Raw genomic sequence first — 19184 nt, 5'->3', positions numbered from 1 at the left:
CCGGATCCGGATTGCAGCTCAGGAGCCGGTGCCAGCTGCGGGAAGGAGTCCGGCCTGGCGGGATCTGGTGCTGCTGTTGCCAGTGACGGTGTTTGCGCTGGTCGTGCAGTCCGTGCCGGTTCTCGGCACGCTGTTTTCGTTGTTCGTTCTGCTGGCAGGCTTTGGTGCGCTTGCATTGCTGGCCATACGGCGGAAGCCGGCAGCGGTATAGGTTCTGACCCAGGTGGAGAACTCCTCCGCCGGCATCGGCTTGCTGATCAGATAGCCCTGTGCCTGTTCGCAGCCGTTCTCTGCCAGCCAGCTCAGCCCGGCCTGTGTTTCAACCCCTTCGGCGATGACCTGCAGGCCCAGATTGTGGGCCAGATTGATCGCCGCGCCGACGATCGCCACGTCGTCCCTGTCGTCCGGCAGGTTGGTGACGAAGGACCGGTCTATTTTCAGCTCATCGACCGGCAGCCGCTTGATCAGCGACAAGGAAGAATAGCCCGTGCCGAAGTCATCCACTGCAATCCGGATGCCGATGTCGCGCAGGCATTCGAGGACCAGCGTGGCGTGTTTGAAGTCGAGTACAACGGCTTCTTCGGTGATCTCCAGGACCAGATTTTTCGCCGGGAGGTCATGGTTGCGCAGCAGTTCCAGAATGAAAAACGGCAGGTTCTTGTCCTGCAGGTCGCGGCTCGACAGGTTTACCGAGACCGGCAGGTCAAGCCCTTCCTCGAGCCACAGCCGGCATTCGCGGATCGCGGTTGCCAGTGCCCATTGGGTGATCAGCGAGATGTTGCCGGACTTTTCGGCGATGGGTATGAACTGGTCCGGCGTCAGGAATCCGAGCCCCGGATGCTGCCAGCGTACCAGCGCTTCGGCACCGCAGACCCGCCCATCCGGAAGCTGCACCTTCGGCTGCAAATAGAGCCGGAACTCGTCATGCCGGGCAGCCTTGCGCAAATCGCCGAGGATGGTCAGCTGACGCCGGTTCCGTCCGTCGTTGCCCTCCTGGTAGATGCGGATCCGGACGTCCGAGTTTCGTGCATCGTTGCGGGCCACGGCTGCACGCTGCAGCAGCTGCTCGGCGTCCGCCGCATGCTGCGGAAAGCTCGCAATGCCTACCCGTGCCTCGACACTCACATTGATGTCGCGCACCGAAAGGCCCCCGCCGAGCAGGCGCACCAGGTCCTCGGCGATTTCCGTTGCCTGGTCGACATCGCGACCGTCGAGCACGACAACGAACTGATCGCCTTCAATGCGGCCCAGCATGTGCCGCGCATCCAGCCCGGCACGCAAACGCTCGGCAGCCTGACTGCGCAGCGCATCGCTGATGTCGTACCCCAGTGACGAACCGATGTCGCTGAAGTTGTTCAGATCGACCAGCAGTACGGTAACGGGCTGTGCATTCGTTGCAGCGCGCAGGATGGCCGCCTCGATTTCATCGAGTGCCGAGAGACGCGTGGGCAGGCCGGTGAGTGCATCGAAGCGGGCATGGAAGGTGATGTGCTCTTCACGGTCGGCAATACTCTGTTGCATGGCGTTGAGCGCGCTGGCCAGTTCCGCGACTTCGCCCTTGCCTTCGACCTGAACCGCCTGGTTGTAGTGACCATCGCGAATCCGGCGGGCTGCCTGTACCAGTGTATTGACCGGGCGGGTGATCGTGCGGGACAGAAGCAGGCTGCCGAGAATCGCGAGACACAGCGCAATGGCACCAAGCAGCAGCACGGTGTAACGCAGGGTGCGGTACGGGGCCATGATCGTGTCCAGCGGTTCGGACAGCAAAACCTCGATGTCCGGCCGGCTGGAAATCAGCGGCTGGAGCAGCGCGAGGTGCTCGCCGTTGCCCGTCCTGATGCGCAGTGCGCGGTCGGCATCCGGGTCTGCCGTCGAAAGATCCTGCAGCAGTATTGCGCTGTCGAGTGCGTCGAGCGAGCTGCCGAGTATCGACGGACGGTCGTGCGCGCGCGCGAGCAGCGTGACGTCGAGACCTGTCAGCGCAGACAGGCGCTTCGCGAAGTCCTTTTCCACGAGTACGCCGCTGGCCAGCCATGCAATCGGCGCGGCCTCTCCAACCGGAACGGTGACCACTTCATAGGTGTGGTCGAAAGCCGTCATATGGGCTGGCACAGCCCCGTCGGTCATGGCGAGCCTGACCAGCTCCGGGTAGCGCAGTTCCCCTGCGCCGATCGGTTCCGTACCCGCGAGTACGCGGCCGTCTGCATCGAGGAGGAGGGCAAGATCAATCTCGGTGCGATAACGATGGGCGCCGAGCAGTTCGTTGATCGTGGCGATGTCCCGGCTCTTCACGGTGCCGCGGAACCGGGGATCTGCTGCGAGCACAGCGCCTGCAGAACGCAGCCGCGTATGGCGGCCGACCGAGAGCTGACCGGCGATGGTGGCTGCCTTGCGCAGGATCTGGTCGGCCCGGTTCGAGACCTCCCGGTTGGTGGTCAACAGTACCGCGCCGATGGTGCTGAACTGGGTAAGGACGACGAGCAGAGCCGCAAGCGCCAGGATTTTTGAACGGAGACTCCGCATGGGAGGCTAGTCGGCCCGCAAACGGGGAGCTTTATCGTCCCCGGGCCGGGAACGGGTGGCGGTCCGGATTTTTGCGACCTGTGTCTCATCGCTGCGTGCTATGCCCAAAAGAGTTGAAATCCGTTATGGTTGGCAGACAGGCAAAATCTGTCGATAAAGAACAAGTCCAAAACGCCAATCAGAAGCGGAGTTTTCGCGATGACCAAGACCTCGACCATGAAGCCATTTGCGCCAGGCGATATTTTTCTGGGCTGCACCTATTTGATGAACGTGCCGGGCGACGATCACGCCGGCGAAGGCCGTATCCTGCAGTTTGACCGCAACATGGTGCCGAAGGGCACGCTGTACACCGAGGGTACCAGCCACCTGATCATCAACCTGCGCTTTGCGCCGGACGGCACCCTGTGGGGCTTCGATCCTTTCGAATATGCAGTGGTACGTGTGTCCCCGGATGGCAAGCAGTTGCCGCCCGTCGATTTCGGCGTGCGCCCCTGGGGCAACGTGTGTTTTGCTCCCGATGGCAGCATCTGGCTGGGGGAGTACCTGAAGGGCGACAAGCCCTATGAGGGGGGCGACATGCGTCGCCTGCCCGGCACCAATTTCGTCGGCTATGGCCGCTTTGCGAAATTCGACGCGAACATGCGACCGGTTGCCGAATACGATGCTGAAACCGCGCCCTCGATGACCGGCTTTCACGGCGTGACGCATACCGTGATGCATCCGGATGGCAAGTCGATTGCCTACATCACCGATCTCGGCATGAAGGTGCACCGCTTCGATGTGGTCAACGGCAAGTGCCTGCCCGATCTCGTGACCTATCCCGGTGGACCCGAGTACATGCGCAAGTGGACCACGGGTGTGGCGTACAGGAAGGATGGCACGCTGTTGTTGCTCAGGGGCAGCTTCATCGACTTCATCAGCCCGGAAGGGAAGTCCCTGCGCACCATCGAACTCGACGAATATGGCTATGCGATGATCACGGCCTCGCGCGATGAGCGGCATGTGTTCACCACCAACATCTTCACCGGTGTGATGTCGAAAGTGGACCTGGAGACCGGCAGGATCCTCGGCCAGATCGACACGGGACTTGCCAAACCCCAGCGCAGCCTGGCTGGTATCGCCGAATATATGGCGTAGTGGAGGCTCTCAGGCGGCTACCAGTGTCCACAGCCAGAAACCGAGCACGCTGACCAGCAGCAGTGAGCCCAGCCCGTAGACGCCGGAGCGGATTGCCGCTGCCGGTTCAGCCCGTTTGTATCCGGTCACCATGGCGCGGGCAAGGTTTTCCCGGTCGAGCAGACTGGAAACAATGACCCCGCCTATATGCAGGCCGACGACCAGCATCCAGGTGTTGGCGAACAACTCGTGCAGTTCCTCAAGGGCATCGCCGCCGAACTCGTTATAGGTCGCGTAACCGCTGAGGCCGGTCAGTGCCGCGAGTACCAGTATTGCCCAGATGGCAAAGCTGCCAGCGGGGTTGTGACCGACGTAATGTGGACGATCTCCGCGCAGCAGTCCCCGCAGGTAGGCCGCCATCTCGCGCGGGCGATACATGAAGGAGCGGAACTGTGCGTAGCGGGTGCCGACGAAGCCCCAGATCAGCCGGAACAACAGGAGGCCGAGAACGGTGTAGCCAAACATCACGTGGAAGTTTCGCAAGCGCTCGCCGTCGGCCAGCAGCCAGGCGCCGGCGAAACTCGTGGCCAGCGTCCAGTGAAAAGCCCGTACGGGCAGATCCCATATCAGTGTCCTGGTCTGCATGATGATTCTCCTTCAGGGAACCTTGATGTCCCGTTCACGAAAACTGCCCTTGTCGGCTTCGCGATGACAGGCGCCGCAGTTGGCTGCGCTCCCGATCGCCGCTGACTTCCATTTCGCGGCTGCGATCTCGTCATGCTCACGGCGAAACCATCTGGTTTCGGTGATGCGCAAGGGTGCGTCGGTTGCCGCGGTACCGGTCTTGCTGCGCTTGGCGTTCTGGGTCAGGAACGCCTCGATGGTGGCCGCCGCTCCGGCATCGATGCTGGCGTCCGTACCGAAGTGATCCTCCAGTGATCCCATCAGCTGTTGCCAGGATTCAGCCGGCAGGAAGCGGGGTGGATAGGCGATATGACAGCTGCCGCATTCTTCCTGCCAGACCGGATTGGCGGGTGCCGGCTTTTTTGCGCCGTCTGCGCAGGCGACCGACGGCATGCTGATGACGGCCAGGTACAGGAGTGTGGTGCCGATGCGGCGGACGCCGGCGGACGCTTTCGAAGTGTTCATGGCCAAAGCTCCTCTCTTAACGTGTCAGTGATCGCAGCCAGGTGATGACATCGCCCTTCTCCCGGGCCGTACATTCGCGATCGAAAACATCCTTGCAATTGCGTTTGAACCACTTTTCCACCTTGGCCGGATCGGTCAGGCGCGCCGGGTTGCTGACCGGCGCCATCGGCTGGATCGCCTTGCCGGTCACGGTGTGACGCCCGGGATTGCGGGGGTCTGTGGTATGACAGGTGCTGCAGCTCCAGTCGCTGCCCTTGGTGCGAAACAGGGCTTCGCCGCGCGCAGCCGAGAAGCCGCTGAAGGACCTGTCTGCCTGTGCTGCAACCCTGATTGCCTCGAGCGGGTCGGCGGCCCGGGCCAGGCTGGCAGCGAGCAGCAAGGCTGCCAGTCCGCCGATCACTACCGTCTGTCTCATGTCCTGTCGCCCCGTGTTGCTGGTATGGGGCAACTGTAGACCTCGAATCTTAAGTGCTGCTTAAAGTCGGCCACGTGCTAGGCTCGCGCCGCTCCCATGCGTATCCAGACCCTCCGTGAACTCCTGCGCAGCAGCGGCGCCCGGCCGCGGCACGAGGCATTGCTGCTGCGGGCCTGGCTGCGCGGTCTGGCGCCGGATACCTGGGCGCACAAACCCGAGTCGGCGTTTCCCCGGTCACTGCTCGCCGCGCTGCCGGCCATTTCTGCCGAACTTGCCGCACTCGGGTGCGTGCATTCCGGGCACGCCGGGGCAGATGACTCCGAGCGCCTGCTGGTGCAGCTTGCCGACGGGCAGACAGTGGAAACCGTGCTGCTGCCGCCTGCCGGCGTTTGCGTCTCTACCCAGGTTGGTTGTGCGGTCGGCTGCCTTTTCTGCATGACGGGGCGTGAAGGCCTGCTGCGCCAGCTCGGCAGCGCCGAGATCGTCGCGCAGTTCGCACTTGCCCGTGCCCGGCGCAGCGTGCGTCGCGTGGTGTTCATGGGCATGGGTGAACCTGCCCACAATCTGGACAATGTGCTCGAGGCCATCGAACTGCTCGGCACTGAAGGCGGAATCGGCCACAAGGAACTGGTGTTCTCGACTGTCGGAGACCGCCGCGTGTTCGAGCGTCTGCCACAGGGCGTGGTCAAGCCGGCGCTGGCCCTGTCGCTGCATACCACGCGGGCTGTACTGCGAGCCGAACTGCTGCCGCGCGCACCGCGCATCGATCCCGCAGAGCTGGTGGAGCTGGGCGAAGCCTATGCGCGCAGGACCACCTATCCGATCCAGTACCAGTGGACGCTGCTCAAGGGCGTGAACGACGGCGACGATGAACTCGAAGGCATCGTGAAGCTGCTGGCAGGCAAATATGCGGTGCTGAACTTCATCCCGTACAACACCGTCGAGGGGCTGGATTTCGAGCGTCCTGCCATGGAGCGAGCGGCAGAGATGGCGCGCTGGCTGCATCAGCGCGGTGTGCTGACCAAGCTGCGGCGTTCGGCCGGGCAGGATATCGACGGTGGCTGCGGGCAGCTGCGTGCCCGGCGTATCGCCGGCTGACTACGCCGCGAGACGGGCGCCGTCGATCAGCATGCGGAAGTGTTCCTGCGTGGCGCGGATCTGCGCTTCAGCAGTTTCGGTCTGGTTGACCTGGTTGCGGAAAGCCAGATGTCCCGGATGCGCGCGGCTGTACCAGCCCAGGTGCTTGCGCGCGATGCGCACACCCATGTGTTCGCCATAGAAGGTGTGCAGGGCTTCAAGGTGTCCGAGCAGGTGATCGCGCACCTCGATGAGTGAAGGTGCCGGCAACACGGTACCGGTGGCCAGGTAGTGTGCAATCTCGCGGAAGATCCACGGCCGGCCCTGTGCCGCCCGGCCGATCATCACGGCATCGCAGCCGGTCTGCGTAAGCACCAGTTGTGCTTTCTCTGGCGTATCGATGTCGCCGTTGGCGATCACCGGTATGCCGATCGCGGCCTTCACGGTGGCGACGCTGTCGTATTCGGCTTCGCCCCTGAACAGGTCTTCGCGCGTGCGGCCGTGTACGGCGATCGCCGCGATGCCGGCCGATTCGGCGACGCGCGCGACGCTGAGGGCATTGCGCTGCCCGCGCGTATAGCCGGTGCGGATCTTGAGCGTGACTGGCACGGGTACGGCGCGGACCACGGCATCGAGTATCCGTCCCACCAGCAGTTCGTCACGCAACAGGGCAGAGCCGGCCGCCACGTTGCAGACCTTCTTCGCCGGGCAGCCCATGTTGATATCGATGATCTGCGCGCCCTGGTCCATGCAGTAGCGTGCGGCATCGGCCAGCTGTTGCGGATCATGGCCGGCAATCTGCACGCCGACCGGTCCCGGCTCATTGCTGAAATCCAGACGTTGCTGCGACTTCCGGGATCCGCGCAGGAGGGGATTGGCGCTGGTCATCTCCGACACGGCGAGGCCTGCGCCCAGCTGCCGGCACAGGAGCCTGAACGGCTTGTCGGTGACGCCGACCATCGGCGCGAGTATCACCGGGGAACTGAGCGTGTAGGGCCCGATCTGCATGCGCGAATTCTAGCGGTACTCGTGCTCTGCCAGCCAACGCCACTGGCCTTTGGCCAGCGTGCCGAGTTGCAGCGGGCCGATGGCGGTGCGGATCAGGCGCAGCACGCCGATGCCATGCGCTTCCAGCAGCCTGCGGATATGCCGGTTGCGGCCTTCATCGAGGACGATTTCCAGCCAGGCATTCTTCTCGCCGCTGCGAATCAGTTGTGCAGATTTTGCCGCCAGCCGGCCGTCCTCGCTGTTGATGCCGGCAACGAGGCGGTGCAACAGTTCCGCATCGGGCTGCGCGTTGATCTGCACGTGATAGGTCTTGTCGGGTCCGGTGACCGGATCGGTGATGCGCGCCGCCCACTCCGGATCATTGCTGAACAGCAGGAGTCCTTCGCTGGCCTTGTCCAGTCGGCCCACCGGTGCAAGCCACGGCAGTCCGGCAGCATCGAAACAACGATAGACCGTGTCGCGGCCCTTTTCGTCGGTTGTCGTGGTGACCAGTCCGCGCGGCTTGTTGAGCATCAGGTAGCGCTTTTCGGCTGCGACCAGCGGCTTCCCGTCCAGGGTCAGTTGATCGCGATCAATGACCACCGGAAATTCCGGATCGAGCACCAGACGACCGTTGACGGCAAGGCGTCCGGCACGCACCCAGTCCGCGGCGATCGTGCGCGAGGCCAGTCCCAGCTTCGAGATGCTGCGCGCGATACCGTGTTTTTTCAGTGTGGTGGAAATCGCGGTCTGATCCGGGCTACTTGAGCGCTTCGAGGTCCAGACCCTCGAGGCCGTCGACGCTGAGACGATTCTGCTTTTCCGCCTTGGCGCGCAACTGTTCCGGCGTCTTTCCGGCCACCGCCCGCGCGATCTCGTCGCGTTGCCCGGTGTAGTCGTATAGCGGCACGCCCCAGCCGCAGGAGTCCGAGATGCGCGTCACCTTGATGCGGATGAGGTTGCGGCACACCGGCTGCGGTGGGAAGGTTGCCAGCAGCGTGTTGAAGTCCGGATGGCCGCGCTCGATCACGCTGCCCTGCCCATGCAGGCGAAGAATGCGCGGTGCACCTTCGAAGGCGCAGAACATCAGCACGATGCGCCCGTTCTCCTTGAGATGCGCCACGGTTTCGATGCCGCTGCCACCCAGATCCAGCCAGGCGACCTCGTGTGGGCCGAGGATGCGCAGCGTATCCAGACCCTTCGGCGAGCAGTTCACGCTGCTATCGGCCGACAGCGGCGCGGTCGCGACGAAAAACATCTGCTGCTGGCGGATCCAGGCTGCCAGGGCGTCGTCGATTTGTTCGAATAGTCGTGCCATGAGGGTGCCGCATGAGGGTCCCGGAGCAGTTGATTATTGCAGTATTCTCACGGCTTCCATATCCGCACGGTTCGTGATGCGCGGATGCGCGTGTCATGCGTGGCCAGTGTCAGCTGATGAGCCCTCGCTGTCGCGACGATCAGCCGGTCCGCGGGATCTCCATGGAAACGTCCGGGCAGCTTGGCGAGCGCGGTAACGACCTGAACGTCGAGTGGCAAGACCGTCACGACTGGCGGCGCGGCCGCACGCTGCAGCCAGTCGGGGAAGGGCACCGGCAGTGAGAGTCGTCCCCTCGCATGCAGCATCTGGGCTTCCCAGAGACTGATCGCAGCCAGACACAAATCGCCCGCATTGGCCGCGCCGTCGAGAGCGGTTCGCTCCCGGGCAGTGAGTGCCGGGTCGCCGGTCAGCCACCACACCCAGATGTGGGTGTCCAGCACTGCCCTCAACGCAGGGCCTCGAAGTCCTCGTCACGCAGGACCGATTCGCCGGGTTTTGCCGAGAGCTTGCCGCCCATAATCCGCAGCTGTTCCCAGGGCTTCATTCCGGCCATTTCGGCCGACGGCGACGGTTCCAGCTGGGCGACGATCTTGCCACGCCGCCGGATCGTGACCGGCCGGCCGGTCTTCTCGACGCGGCGCACGATCTCCAGGCAGCGCTGCTTGAACTCGGTGATCGAAATGTCCATTTCCAGAGTGTAAATGGCCATTTTGGTGCTGGCAACACGGGAATCCCGCCGGTTGTGATGGATTTGCGGAAATGTGGTGCCAGAAATGCTGTGCAAGAGCAATTGATTATTCGGGATCCAGTGGGCGATTCGCCGGAATCTCCTGCGTCAACCTGCCGTTGCCAGCACCCGGTCGCCCACAAAGGGATTGCCCTGCCGTTCCTGCCCGAAAGTCGAGGTCGGCCCATGGCCGGGTACAAAAGTCACCTCGCTGCCGAGCGGCCAGAGCCGGCGAGTAATCGACTCGATCAGCGTGGCGTAGTCGCCGCCCGGAAAATCGGTGCGGCCGATGGAGCCGGCGAAGAGCACATCGCCGACGAAGCAGACCTGTGCCGAGCGGCTGAAGAACACCACATGTCCCGGCGTGTGGCCGGGACAGTGATAAACCTCAAGCGTTTCGTGGCCTACCTGTACGGTGTCGCCCTGCTGCAGCCAGCGATCCGGCTCGAAGGTGTCCACCTGTGCGAAACCGAAGTTGCGCGCCTGGTCCGGCAGGGCTTCGATCCAGTAGCGGTCGCCTTCGTGGGGACCTTCGATCGGCAGCGTGTAACGTCTGGCGAGTTCCGCGGCGGCACCGGCATGATCGATATGGGCGTGAGTCAGCAGGATCTTCGCCAGCTCTACATTGTTCTCCTGCACGCCAGCCAGGATTTCATCGAGGTCGCCGCCTGGATCGACGACCGCCCCCTGCATGGTTTCGGTACACCAGATGACCGAGCAGTTTTGCTGAAATGCCGTCACCGGAATGATGAGTACCTGGAGACTCATGGGCGGTTTGCCAGGCCGTGTGGCTGATCCGCGCGTGGCTGCGTGAGGATAGGCGCGTAGTGCCAGACGAACAGGCTGAAGCTCGCAATCCACAGCAGCCCGGAGCAGGTGTAGGCGAGGGTGCTGCCGGTTGTGCTCAGCGGGCCAAAGGCCCTGAGGAGCGCAGAAAAGCCGAGCAGCACATAGGCAAGCTGGGTGATGCGCGCCGCGTGCAGGGGTCGCCCGGTATGTCCCAGCGCCACGCGCGTCATCATGCCGAGGATGACGCCGCCGATGCCGCCCACGGTCAGTGCATGCAGGGCGGCGGTTTCCGGGACGGGCAGTCCCGCTGCTGAAAGGCCCAGCAGCAGAAAACCGAGCCCCAGCCACGCGTAGGCGACATGCAGCACCAGCAGCAGCGGTTCTGCTGCGGTCGCGAGTCCACGCCAGCCGGACAGCCGCAGCACATGGGCAGCCCCGGCGCTGATGCACAGCACCGCCGTGACAATGCCGTCGGGCGCAAGTGCCTGACTGAGGCCGGCCGCCACGGTCAGCGGGACGATGCCGGTTTCCAGCCAGTCCCTGGCGCCAGGCAGCTTGCTTGCACCGCGCATGCGCAGCCAGCTGCCGGTGAATCCGGGGATGACGCGGCCGCCGAGGACGGTGATCAGCACGGCAAGCAGGTAGACGAACAGGCGGGCCACGATGCGCTGCATATCCGCAGCGGATTCCTCGCTGAGGGAGCCGATCGCCGCGACATGGTAGAGAACCGTAAACACGGTCAGTGCCCAGACGATGGTCAGCACGCCGTAGTTGCGCCGGTTGCGTGCGCCGACGATCTCGCGTGTGACCAGTAGGCCGAGCAGCACCGGGAAAAGCAGGTCGAGCAGCATCGTCAGCGTTGCCGGCAGCAATCCGCTGTACAGCATCGCGGCCCGGCCACACAACCAGCCAAGGACCAGGCAGACGAGCAACGGGCCCCGAATGGGTGGTCTTCCAGTCCAGTTGGCCCCGGCGGTGAGAATGAAACCGGCCATCACCGCGCCGCCAAAGCCGAGCCCCATCTCATGGGCATGCCAGAAAGTGGACCGGCTGGCTTGCACCGGCCATGGCGACCCATTGATGGCCAGCAGCCACAGGGCCATGCCCAGCACGGCCAACAGACCGGCCAGCAAGAAGAAGGGCCGGAAGCCATAGCTGAAAAAGGGACTTGAGCGGAACATGGCCTATTGTCGCGTGCGCCGCCGAATTTGCCAAAGTACACTCGTGTCACGATTGCAGGTGCCGGGTCGCGTGTTTGCCTCAAGCTGCGCTGTGCGGTGCCGACAGCCTTCTGTGGAGATCCGGCCAGGCATTGGCCTTCTGTGCCTTTGGGGAGTGGCTATGCAACTCGGAATGATCGGTCTGGGCCGGATGGGTGCCAACATGGTGCGCCGTCTCATGCAGCGCGGCCATGAATGCGTGGTCTTCGATGCCAGTGCCGATGCCGTCAAGGCGCTGACTGACGCGGGCGCAAAGGGCGCAGCCTCGATCGACGAGTTCATCGCCCTGCTCAGGCCGCCGCGCGCGGTATGGATCATGCTGCCGGTGCCGGTTGTCGAAGGCGTGGTGAAGACTGTCGCCACACACCTTCAGGCCGGCGATACCCTGATCGACGGCGGCAATTCACCGTTTGAAAATGCCATCCGGCGGGCTGAAACACTCCGCCCGGCGGGCATTCACTTTGTAGACGTCGGCACCAGCGGCGGTGTCTGGGGTCTCGAACGCGGCTACTGCCTGATGATCGGCGGTGCGCGCGAGGCCGTGCAGCGGCTGGAACCGGTCTTCCGTGATCTCGCGCCGGGTCGCGGCGAAATCGAACCGGTCGCTGGCCGCAGCCCGGATGACCCGGCCTCCAAAGGTTATCTGCACTGTGGCCCGCCAGGTGCCGGTCATTTCGTGAAGATGGTGCACAACGGCATCGAGTACGGAATGATGGCGGCCTATGCCGAGGGCTTTAACCTGCTGCGTCATGCCGGTGCGGGCCGCTCGGATGGTCCGGGTATGCCTGAGCATCCCGAACGTTATCTCTACGACTTCGATCTTGGTGCCGTCGCCGAACTGTGGCGGCGGGGTAGTGTGGTGACTTCATGGCTGCTCGACCTGACGGCCGCATCGCTGTCGGAGGATCCGCAGCTCAAGGGCTTTCAGGGCCGCGTCTCGGATTCCGGCGAGGGTCGCTGGACATTGAAGGCTGCCATCGACACCGCGGTCCCCGTGCCGGTGCTTTCAGCCGCACTCTATTCGCGCTTCGAGTCGCGCAGCGAGGCAGAATTTGCCAACCGCCTGCTGTCGGCGATGCGCTTCCAGTTCGGTGGCCACAAGGAACCCGGCAAGTGACCGAAAAATCCGATGCCGTGGTGCTGCTCGGCGCGACCGGAGACCTCGCCCATCGCAAGATCTACCCCGCGCTCGCCGCGATGGTCAAGCGCGGTTCACTCGATGTGCCGGTGATCGGCGTGGCGCGCTCGGGCTGGGGTCTGGAGCAGTTCCGCGATCGTGTCCGCGACAGCCTGGAAAAACGCACGGGCAGTGCTGATTCGCCGGCGGCTTCGAAGCTGATCGAACAGTTGCGTTACGTGGACGGCGACTACCATGAGCCGGCGACTTTCGCGCGACTCAAGGAAGCGCTGAAAGATGCGAAGCGTCCGCTCTTCTATCTGGCCATTCCACCCAGCCTGTTCGGGCCGGTGGTCAAGCTGCTGGGCGAGTCTGGCTGTGCCGAAAATGCCCGCGTCGTCGTCGAGAAGCCCTTTGGCCGCGATTTCGCATCGGCCAAAGAGCTGAACAAGACCCTGCACCAGGTATTCAGCGAGTCGTCGATCTTTCGCATCGATCATTTCCTGGGCAAGGAGCCGGTGCAGAACCTGCTGTATTTCCGCTTTGCCAACTCCTTTCTCGAACCGATATGGAACCGCAACTACATCGAAAGCGTGCAGATCACCATGGCCGAGACCATCGGTGTTGAAGGCCGTGGCAAGTTCTACGAGGAGGTGGGCGCAATCCGCGATGTCGTGCAGAACCATCTGCTCGAGGTCGTTGCCAGTCTGGCCATGGATCCGCCGGTCGGGTACTGGGGCGAGGCGCAGCGCGACGAGCGCATCAAGGTGCTGCGCGCGATCAGCCCGTTTTCCGGCCAGAGCCTGGTGCGCGGGCAGTACCGCGGCTATCGCGGCGATACCGGTGTGGCGCCCGATTCCGAAGTCGAAACCTACGCAGCGATGCAGCTGCACCTGAACTCCTGGCGCTGGCAGGGCGTGCCCTTCTTCATCCGCGCCGGCAAGTCGCTGCCGGTTACGGCCACCGAGGTGATGGTGATACTCAAGGCGCCACCGCAGCAGGTGTTCGATGAACCGGTGCCGCCGCAATCCAATTATTTCCGTTTCCGGCTGGGACCGGATCAGGTCGCGATCGCGGCCGGCGCGCGTACCAAGTCGCCTGGTGAGCGCATGGCAGGCGAGGAGGTCGAACTCTACGTCTGCAATTCCACCAGTGAGGCCAAGGAAGCCTATGAACGCCTGATCGGAGATGCGATGGGCGGCGACGCGACATTGTTCGCCCGCGAAGACAGCGTTGAGGCGGCGTGGGCCATCTGCGATCCGATCATCAACACCGGCGGGCCGGTGTATCGCTATGAGCCCGGCAGCTGGGGTCCGCGTGAGGCCGACCGCATGGTTGCGGCCTCCGGCGGCTGGTACAACCCCAGCAAGAACGGGATCGGGCGCGGCGCCTGACCGCTCGCTTCGGGAAATTCGGGTGCGGCTGGAAGTTGAAAAAACCGTGGCAGAGGCGGCCGCAATGGCCGCACGGCTGATCGCCACCGTACTCGGTATCGGCATCGCCCGCCGCACGCGTGCGACCCTGGCGCTCAGCGGTGGCAGTTCGCCGCTGCCGATGCTGGGTGAGCTGGTGCGCCAGCCGCTTGACTGGAAAGCGATCCATGTTTTCCAGGTTGACGAGCGGATCGTGGCACGCGGTGACGCGGCGCGAAACCTGACCAATATCGAAGAGATGCTGGTCACCAATGGTCCCTTGCCGCGCCGGAATCTGCATCCCATGTGGGTCGATCGCGCCGACCTGCTGGGTTCGGCGGCGGAATATGCCAGCGGGATCGAGCAGCTGGCCGGTGTGCCGGCAGTTCTCGATGCGGTGCATCTCGGCCTGGGTACTGACGGGCATACGGCTTCGCTGTTTTCCGGTGATCCCGCCCTGAAGGTGAAAGATCGCACGGTTGCCATCACCGGTGAGCATCATGGTTACTCGCGCATGACGCTGACCCTGCCGGTGATCAATCGTGCGCGGAGCATCATCTGGTTCGTGACCGGAGCCGACAAGGCTGGCGTGCTGGCCGACCTCTATGCCGGCGGTGCGCCGTTTCCGGCTGCCCGCGTGGCACGAGTGCGCGCGGTGGTGGTCGCCGACAGCGCAGCTGCGAAGGATGCCAGCGCCCCGAAGAAGCGACGCACAAAGCCAAAGTCAAAAGTGGTGCCGCTGCGCCGCCGTTCCTGAGTGGTGCAGCGCCAGAAGGATGGTCCGGGTCAGTGCGGGCGCTCTGCTGCGCGATGCCGGAAAAGCAGGATGCAGGCCACCATGAAGAGCAGCAGTACAGCTGATGCCGAGTAGCGGCTGAGGGCCAGGCCGCCTGCTGCAACGGGCTTGTCCAGAAAATCACCGACCACCGCGCCAAGCGGCCTGGTCAGGATGAATGCGGTCCAGAAGAGCGCGGTGCGGGATAGGGTGGTCCGGAAATATGCGCCCGCCACCATCGCCAGCAGCGCGCCGAAAATGATCGCTGCTCCCACGTAGCCGAGGCCGGCGGTATCTGCGGTCCAGTCACCCAGTGCAGTGCCCAGCGTCTGCGAGAACATGATGGTCAGCCAGTAATGGACCTCTGCCCGAGGTGTGCTGACGGTATCGATGGATATGGAGCCGAGATCGCGATGCCAGACAAAGAGCGAAGCGATCAGCAGGGCAAACAGCAGCGATGAGCCGCCGGCATAGCCGATACCCATGGAGCGGGTGACATAGTCGGCCAGCGTCGTGCCCACGGTGGTCGTGGCAACGATGGTTAGCCAATAGAGCCACGGATTGAATCGCGTGGCGACGATCTGGGCAAAGACGGCTACGACAAACAGGGCGGCAAAAATCACGGTGCCGACCAGGTAACCCAGGTCCATCGACATTGACACCGCATCGCCACCGGTTTCGCCGAGCGTGGTGGCAGCGATCTTGATCAACCAGAACACCAGCGTAACTGCCGGAACCTTGCTCACGGCCTGATTTCCGCTGTTGTTCATTCCGCATTTTCTCCAGGCGTATCGGTAGACTGCACAGACTGCCGGTTAGACGCTGCACATGCCGGAATCAATCCCCGTTGGTTCAATGCTATCGTGATGCTGCCAGTGTCTGGTGCGTGCGCGGTCGACAATTGCCGGATAGCAGGGGGTAGGGGCTTTTGAAACGGACAGACAATCTCGATGCGTGGATAAGCCGACTGTACGCTCATCCCGAACTGTTGCGTATGGGTCATAACCAGTCGGCTGAGGATCTCAACCTTGGTCTGGGCTGGATCTATTACGGCCTCGCCAGGCTCGTGCGACCCCGACATGCAGTGGTGATCGGCTCGTGGCGGGGTTTTGTGCCGATGGTGATCGCGAGGGCACTTCAGGATAACCGGGATTCCGGTGAGGTGACGTTCATCGATCCTTCGCTGGTCGATGATTTCTGGAAGGATCCGCAACAGACGCAGCGCCACTTTGCCGACTTTGGCATCGACAACATCCGTCATCGGCTGTGCACGACCCAGCAGTTCGTCGGTACGGATGCCTGGCGCCAGATGGCGGATATCGGCTTGCTGTTCGTCGACGGGTATCACACGGCTGAGCAGGTGCGGTTTGATTACGAGGCCTTCGCGGACAAGCTGGCGCCGCGAGCCTGCGTGCTTTTTCATGACAGCATGGGCGAGCGCAGCTCCCCGATTTACGGCCCGGACAAGACCTACCAGGTCACCGTGCGTGACTACATCAGCGAATTGCGCCGGGACCCGGCGCTGCAGCTCCTGGACCTGCCCTTCGGCACCGGCCTCACTGTATTGCGTCGCTGTGCCGGAGCAAACGAGGAGCCCCTGTGTGAAGGGCTGGCAGGGAGAGTCTGACGGAAACTATCCCGTCGAGACTGTCCCGAAAAATATGCACCGTCCTGTCGCTGCTGTTTTCTGCATGCCCGAGGAAGGGCATCTCAGACGCCTGTTGCCGATCATTGCGGGACTCAGTCGTCGTGGCATCGAGCCTTGCGTGTTCACGCATGCCCGCTTTCAGCCGCAGGTCGTCGGTGCGGGTGGCAGGCTTGTGGATATCTTTTCCCGGTATCCGCTCGCTGCAGCAGACGATGAGTCTCGTCCGATTCCATGCCGCTATGTGAGTTTTGCCGGACATTTCGGTGTACAGATCATTCGCGATGTCCGCGCTTTGGCGCCATCGCTGGTCATCGCGGATACCTTTGCGGTAATCGGCCGTGTCGTAGCGACGGCACTTGGCGTGCCGATCGTCAACGTTTGTGCCGGACACAACGTTGAGCCGGAGCGGTTCATGGCCGTACTGGCCGAAGATCCGCGGGTCGCCGTGGCGCCGGCCTGCTACCGCGCCGTCGAGCGGCTGCGTACCGTGCACGGATTTTCGGATGCGTCGCCGTTTTCCTATGTCTCCGGACTCAGTCAGTACCTGAACGTCTACTGTGAGCCATCGGCCTGGCTGGAACCGGTGGAGCAGAGGGTCTTCGAGCCTGTGGCCTTCTTCGGTTCACTGCCCTCGATCGGGTATATCGAACGACGCCGGCTGGTACCGGATTCGCCTTGTTTCCCCGCTGATGCACGCCGCAGGGTCTATGTGTCCTTCGGTACCGTGATCTGGCGCTATTACGCGCGCGAGGCGCTCGCCGCTCTCGCTGCAATTGCGGACGCGATTGCCGGGATGCCGGACACTGCTGCCGTGATCAGTTTTGGCGGCGCCGACCGGCCCGCCGAGGAACGGCAATTACTCGAAAAGGCCAACGTGCAGCTCAGGACGCGGGTTGACCAGTGGGCGATCCTGTCCGAGGCCGATGCATTCATTACTCACCACGGGTTGAATTCGACGCACGAGGCCATATTCCACCAGGTACCGATGTTGTCCTGCCCCTTTTTCTGGGATCAACCGGCACTGGCTGCGCGCAGCAAGGCCTTTGGTCTGGCGGCGCACCTTTCGGCACCACCGCAAGGACCAACCACGGCTGAAAAGGTCAGGACAGTGCTCGATGGTGTACTGGGTGACCCGGTGCCGTACCGTGACCGCCTGGCAGAGGCCCGGCAGTGGGAGCTGGAGACAATGGCCACGCGGGACGTGGTGCTGGACCGGATTGTCGCGCTGATTGACTGAGCAGGGTACCGGCCAAGCTGGTGGCCGGTACCCGCTGATTCAACCGGCCGCCAGCCGTCGCAGGGATTCCGGCAAGCTCACCGACTTGCCGCTGGCGGGGTTGATCCAGACGATCTTGGCGCTGCCCTCGGCATGGAGTTTTTCATCGCCCTGCAGCCGCAGTTCGTAGAAAGTCGGCAGGCTGGAACGTCCGGCCTGGCCGGCAAACAGTCGCACCTCGACCGTGCCCGGATAGTTGAGCGGTAACAGGAAGCTGCAATCCGCATGGACGATGACCGGCGCCTCCTGCTTTGGATTGCATTGATAGCCGACCGTCTCCAGCCATTCAACGCGCGCCTGCTCCATGTAGCGGAAGTAGATGGTGTTATTGACGTGCTCGTAGGCGTCCATGTCGCCCCAGCGGATGGCCTGAAGGCTGACGTGAACGAGTTTTCGCGGATGTTCCATGGTCAGTTTTGTCGCGATGCCGGGGGATAGGCGCCCAGCGCAAGCAGCAGGCCGACGGCAACCACGATGGCGATTGCCGCGACCGCCAGCATCGGGCGATAGGTGCCGAGCATATCGAAAACCCGTGCGTAGATCAGTGGAGCCAGACCCGAACCCACCGTGAAAAATGCATAGATGCCGCCGAATACCGCGCCATAGTGGCGGGTGCCGAAGTACCGGCTGGTCAGATAGGCCAGCAAGTCCAGCTCGGCGCCGGCCGCCAGTCCAAGCAGGACGGCCGCGACCAGCGCGAGCGCCGGTGTGATGGGCTGACTGGCCATCAGCACCATGGCGACCGCCGGACCGGCAAAAAACAGGCCGGCAACGGCTGGCGCCCAGATCCGGTCGACCAGAAAGCCCACCATCAGCCGCCCGACGATGACTGCAACGCCAAGCAGCGTGGCGGCTTGTGCGGCCTCGGCCGGGGTCCAGCCGGTGTCCAGCAACAACGGCACGAAGTTGGGTATCAGGCCGATGACCGACAGCGTGATTACAAGCAGCGCGGCGCCCAGGGTCCAGAACCGGTAATCGCGCATGGCTTCGGCACGTGTCGGACCCCACTGAACGGGTGCCGGGTCAGTGCTATGGGCAGTGGTGCCAGCCTCCGGCGCGAGGCGCAGGTGGAGGAGTACCGCCGGCAGCGACAAGGCCAGTGCACTCAGGCCGATACCCGCATAGGCAACGCGCCAGCCGGCGGATGCCATGAAGAACTCGGTAAGCGGCGGGGCGAGCAGGGCAGCCAGTCCGATTCCGGCCATGGTCAGGCCGATGGCCATACCACGGTGTACATGGAACCAGCTGTTCACCACCGTCGTCCAGGTGACCGGCAGACTGCCGGCGGCGAACACGGCCAGGCCGGCGAAGCTCAGGTAAAAGGCCCACAGCGAGCCCGGATTCAGTGCCAGCACCAGGTACATCGTTGCATGTCCGATGAGACCGACGATGCCGACGATGCGTGGTCCGAAACGATCGACGATGGTGCCAGTCAGCGGTGCCGTAATCAGCCCGCAGAACTGCATGATGGTGAAGCCGAGAAAGAAGTCGCTTCGCGACCAGCCAAACTCGGCGCTGACCGGGCCCGCAAACAGCCCTTGTGTGTAAAAGGTGATGGAAAGAATCCCGCCGGCATTACCCAGAATACTGGCGACCAGGGCGCGCCAGCCGCGCCGGAATTCCCCGTTCAAGGCC

General features: G+C 63.4%; 21 protein-coding genes. 7 read left to right on the top strand and 14 right to left on the bottom strand.

Going from position 1 to position 19184, the window contains the following annotated elements; translation table 11 throughout:
- Positions 1 to 18 precede the first annotated feature (18 nt).
- Positions 19 to 2523 carry an EAL domain-containing protein gene (locus H6979_09275; protein MCP5140035.1) on the bottom strand — a complete coding sequence of 835 codons (2505 nt, stop codon included), beginning with the start codon at positions 2521 to 2523 and terminating at the stop codon, positions 19 to 21.
- Between the two features lie 198 nt (positions 2524 to 2721).
- On the opposite strand from H6979_09275, the gene H6979_09270 reads away from it, so the two are divergent.
- Positions 2722 to 3660 (top strand): hypothetical protein, encoded by a 939-nt coding sequence (locus tag H6979_09270; GenBank protein MCP5140034.1) that lies wholly within the window; start codon positions 2722 to 2724, stop codon positions 3658 to 3660.
- A gap of 9 nt (positions 3661 to 3669) precedes the next feature.
- Here the strand turns inward: H6979_09270 and H6979_09265 are convergent, their stop codons facing one another.
- From H6979_09265 to H6979_09255, 3 genes are read right to left on the bottom strand one after another with little or no spacing between them, the layout of a single operon-like run.
- The gene (locus tag H6979_09265; protein MCP5140033.1) at positions 3670 to 4284 is read right to left on the bottom strand and encodes a cytochrome b/b6 domain-containing protein; all 615 of its coding nucleotides are present in this window, start codon (positions 4282 to 4284) and stop codon (positions 3670 to 3672) included.
- Positions 4285 to 4296: 12 nt separating this feature from the next.
- Positions 4297 to 4788, bottom strand: a complete 492-nt coding sequence (locus H6979_09260) for a diheme cytochrome c (protein MCP5140032.1) — start codon at positions 4786 to 4788, stop codon at positions 4297 to 4299.
- Positions 4789 to 4804: 16 nt separating this feature from the next.
- Positions 4805 to 5203: a DUF1924 domain-containing protein gene (locus H6979_09255; protein ID MCP5140031.1), complete on the bottom strand. Its 399-nt coding sequence runs from the start codon at positions 5201 to 5203 to the stop codon at positions 4805 to 4807.
- 96 nt (positions 5204 to 5299) lie between these two features.
- On the opposite strand from H6979_09255, the gene H6979_09250 reads away from it, so the two are divergent.
- Entirely contained in the window at positions 5300 to 6301 is a 1002-nt protein-coding gene (locus H6979_09250; protein MCP5140030.1) for an RNA methyltransferase, read from the top strand.
- On the opposite strand, the gene dusB is transcribed toward H6979_09250, so the two are convergent.
- The 7 genes from dusB to H6979_09215 form a co-directional block, all read right to left on the bottom strand.
- Positions 6302 to 7288: a tRNA dihydrouridine synthase DusB gene (gene dusB, locus H6979_09245; GenBank protein ID MCP5140029.1), complete on the bottom strand. Its 987-nt coding sequence runs from the start codon at positions 7286 to 7288 to the stop codon at positions 6302 to 6304.
- A gap of 9 nt (positions 7289 to 7297) precedes the next feature.
- Positions 7298 to 8080 carry an rRNA pseudouridine synthase gene (locus tag H6979_09240; protein ID MCP5140028.1) on the bottom strand — a complete coding sequence of 261 codons (783 nt, stop codon included), beginning with the start codon at positions 8078 to 8080 and terminating at the stop codon, positions 7298 to 7300.
- Positions 8028 to 8585, bottom strand: coding sequence for a pyridoxamine 5'-phosphate oxidase family protein (locus tag H6979_09235; protein ID MCP5140027.1), 558 nt, complete (start codon positions 8583 to 8585; stop codon positions 8028 to 8030). Before H6979_09235 ends, H6979_09240 begins: the two co-directional genes overlap by 53 nt.
- A 47-nt stretch (positions 8586 to 8632) precedes the next feature.
- Positions 8633 to 9034, bottom strand: a complete 402-nt coding sequence (locus tag H6979_09230; protein MCP5140026.1) for a type II toxin-antitoxin system VapC family toxin — start codon at positions 9032 to 9034, stop codon at positions 8633 to 8635.
- The gene (locus H6979_09225) at positions 9031 to 9273 is read right to left on the bottom strand and encodes a type II toxin-antitoxin system prevent-host-death family antitoxin (GenBank protein MCP5140025.1); all 243 of its coding nucleotides are present in this window, start codon (positions 9271 to 9273) and stop codon (positions 9031 to 9033) included. Before H6979_09225 ends, H6979_09230 begins: the two co-directional genes overlap by 4 nt.
- 147 nt (positions 9274 to 9420) lie before the next feature.
- Positions 9421 to 10080 carry an MBL fold metallo-hydrolase gene (locus H6979_09220; protein MCP5140024.1) on the bottom strand — a complete coding sequence of 220 codons (660 nt, stop codon included), beginning with the start codon at positions 10078 to 10080 and terminating at the stop codon, positions 9421 to 9423.
- Positions 10077 to 11282 (bottom strand): NnrS family protein, encoded by a 1206-nt coding sequence (locus tag H6979_09215; GenBank protein MCP5140023.1) that lies wholly within the window; start codon positions 11280 to 11282, stop codon positions 10077 to 10079. Before H6979_09215 ends, H6979_09220 begins: the two co-directional genes overlap by 4 nt.
- 160 nt (positions 11283 to 11442) lie before the next feature.
- On the opposite strand from H6979_09215, the gene gnd reads away from it, so the two are divergent.
- Genes gnd through pgl form a run of 3 tightly spaced genes read left to right on the top strand, consistent with a single transcriptional unit; the run spans position 11443 to position 14607 of the window.
- Entirely contained in the window at positions 11443 to 12438 is a 996-nt protein-coding gene (gene gnd, locus H6979_09210) for a decarboxylating 6-phosphogluconate dehydrogenase (GenBank protein ID MCP5140022.1), read from the top strand.
- On the top strand, positions 12435 to 13832 hold the full coding sequence (zwf, locus tag H6979_09205; protein MCP5140021.1) for a glucose-6-phosphate dehydrogenase: 1398 nt from the start codon (positions 12435 to 12437) through the stop codon (positions 13830 to 13832). The genes gnd and zwf overlap by 4 nt, the downstream gene beginning before the upstream one ends.
- A 22-nt stretch (positions 13833 to 13854) precedes the next feature.
- Positions 13855 to 14607 carry a 6-phosphogluconolactonase gene (pgl, locus tag H6979_09200; protein ID MCP5140020.1) on the top strand — a complete coding sequence of 251 codons (753 nt, stop codon included), beginning with the start codon at positions 13855 to 13857 and terminating at the stop codon, positions 14605 to 14607.
- A 29-nt stretch (positions 14608 to 14636) separates the two neighbouring features.
- On the opposite strand, the gene H6979_09195 is transcribed toward pgl, so the two are convergent.
- The gene (locus H6979_09195; protein ID MCP5140019.1) at positions 14637 to 15395 is read right to left on the bottom strand and encodes a hypothetical protein; all 759 of its coding nucleotides are present in this window, start codon (positions 15393 to 15395) and stop codon (positions 14637 to 14639) included.
- Between the two features lie 224 nt (positions 15396 to 15619).
- Here H6979_09195 and H6979_09190 point away from each other — a divergent pair, with 224 nt between their 5' ends.
- Together H6979_09190 and H6979_09185 are read left to right on the top strand one after the other, a co-directional pair.
- Positions 15620 to 16252, top strand: coding sequence for a class I SAM-dependent methyltransferase (locus H6979_09190; GenBank protein ID MCP5140018.1), 633 nt, complete (start codon positions 15620 to 15622; stop codon positions 16250 to 16252).
- Between the two features lie 64 nt (positions 16253 to 16316).
- Positions 16317 to 17510 (top strand): glycosyltransferase family 1 protein, encoded by a 1194-nt coding sequence (locus H6979_09185; GenBank protein ID MCP5140017.1) that lies wholly within the window; start codon positions 16317 to 16319, stop codon positions 17508 to 17510.
- Between the two features lie 39 nt (positions 17511 to 17549).
- Here the strand turns inward: H6979_09185 and H6979_09180 are convergent, their stop codons facing one another.
- Positions 17550 to 17957, bottom strand: a complete 408-nt coding sequence (locus H6979_09180) for an acyl-CoA thioesterase (protein ID MCP5140016.1) — start codon at positions 17955 to 17957, stop codon at positions 17550 to 17552.
- Between the two features lie 2 nt (positions 17958 to 17959).
- Positions 17960 to 19180 carry an MFS transporter gene (locus H6979_09175; GenBank protein MCP5140015.1) on the bottom strand — a complete coding sequence of 407 codons (1221 nt, stop codon included), beginning with the start codon at positions 19178 to 19180 and terminating at the stop codon, positions 17960 to 17962.
- Between the last annotated feature and the right edge of the window lie 4 nt (positions 19181 to 19184).

The organism is Chromatiales bacterium, assembly GCA_024234935.1.
GTDB lineage: Bacteria > Pseudomonadota > Gammaproteobacteria > Steroidobacterales.
Note: the sequence above shows the minus strand (reverse complement) of the source record. Positions and strands in the feature narration are given on the sequence as shown.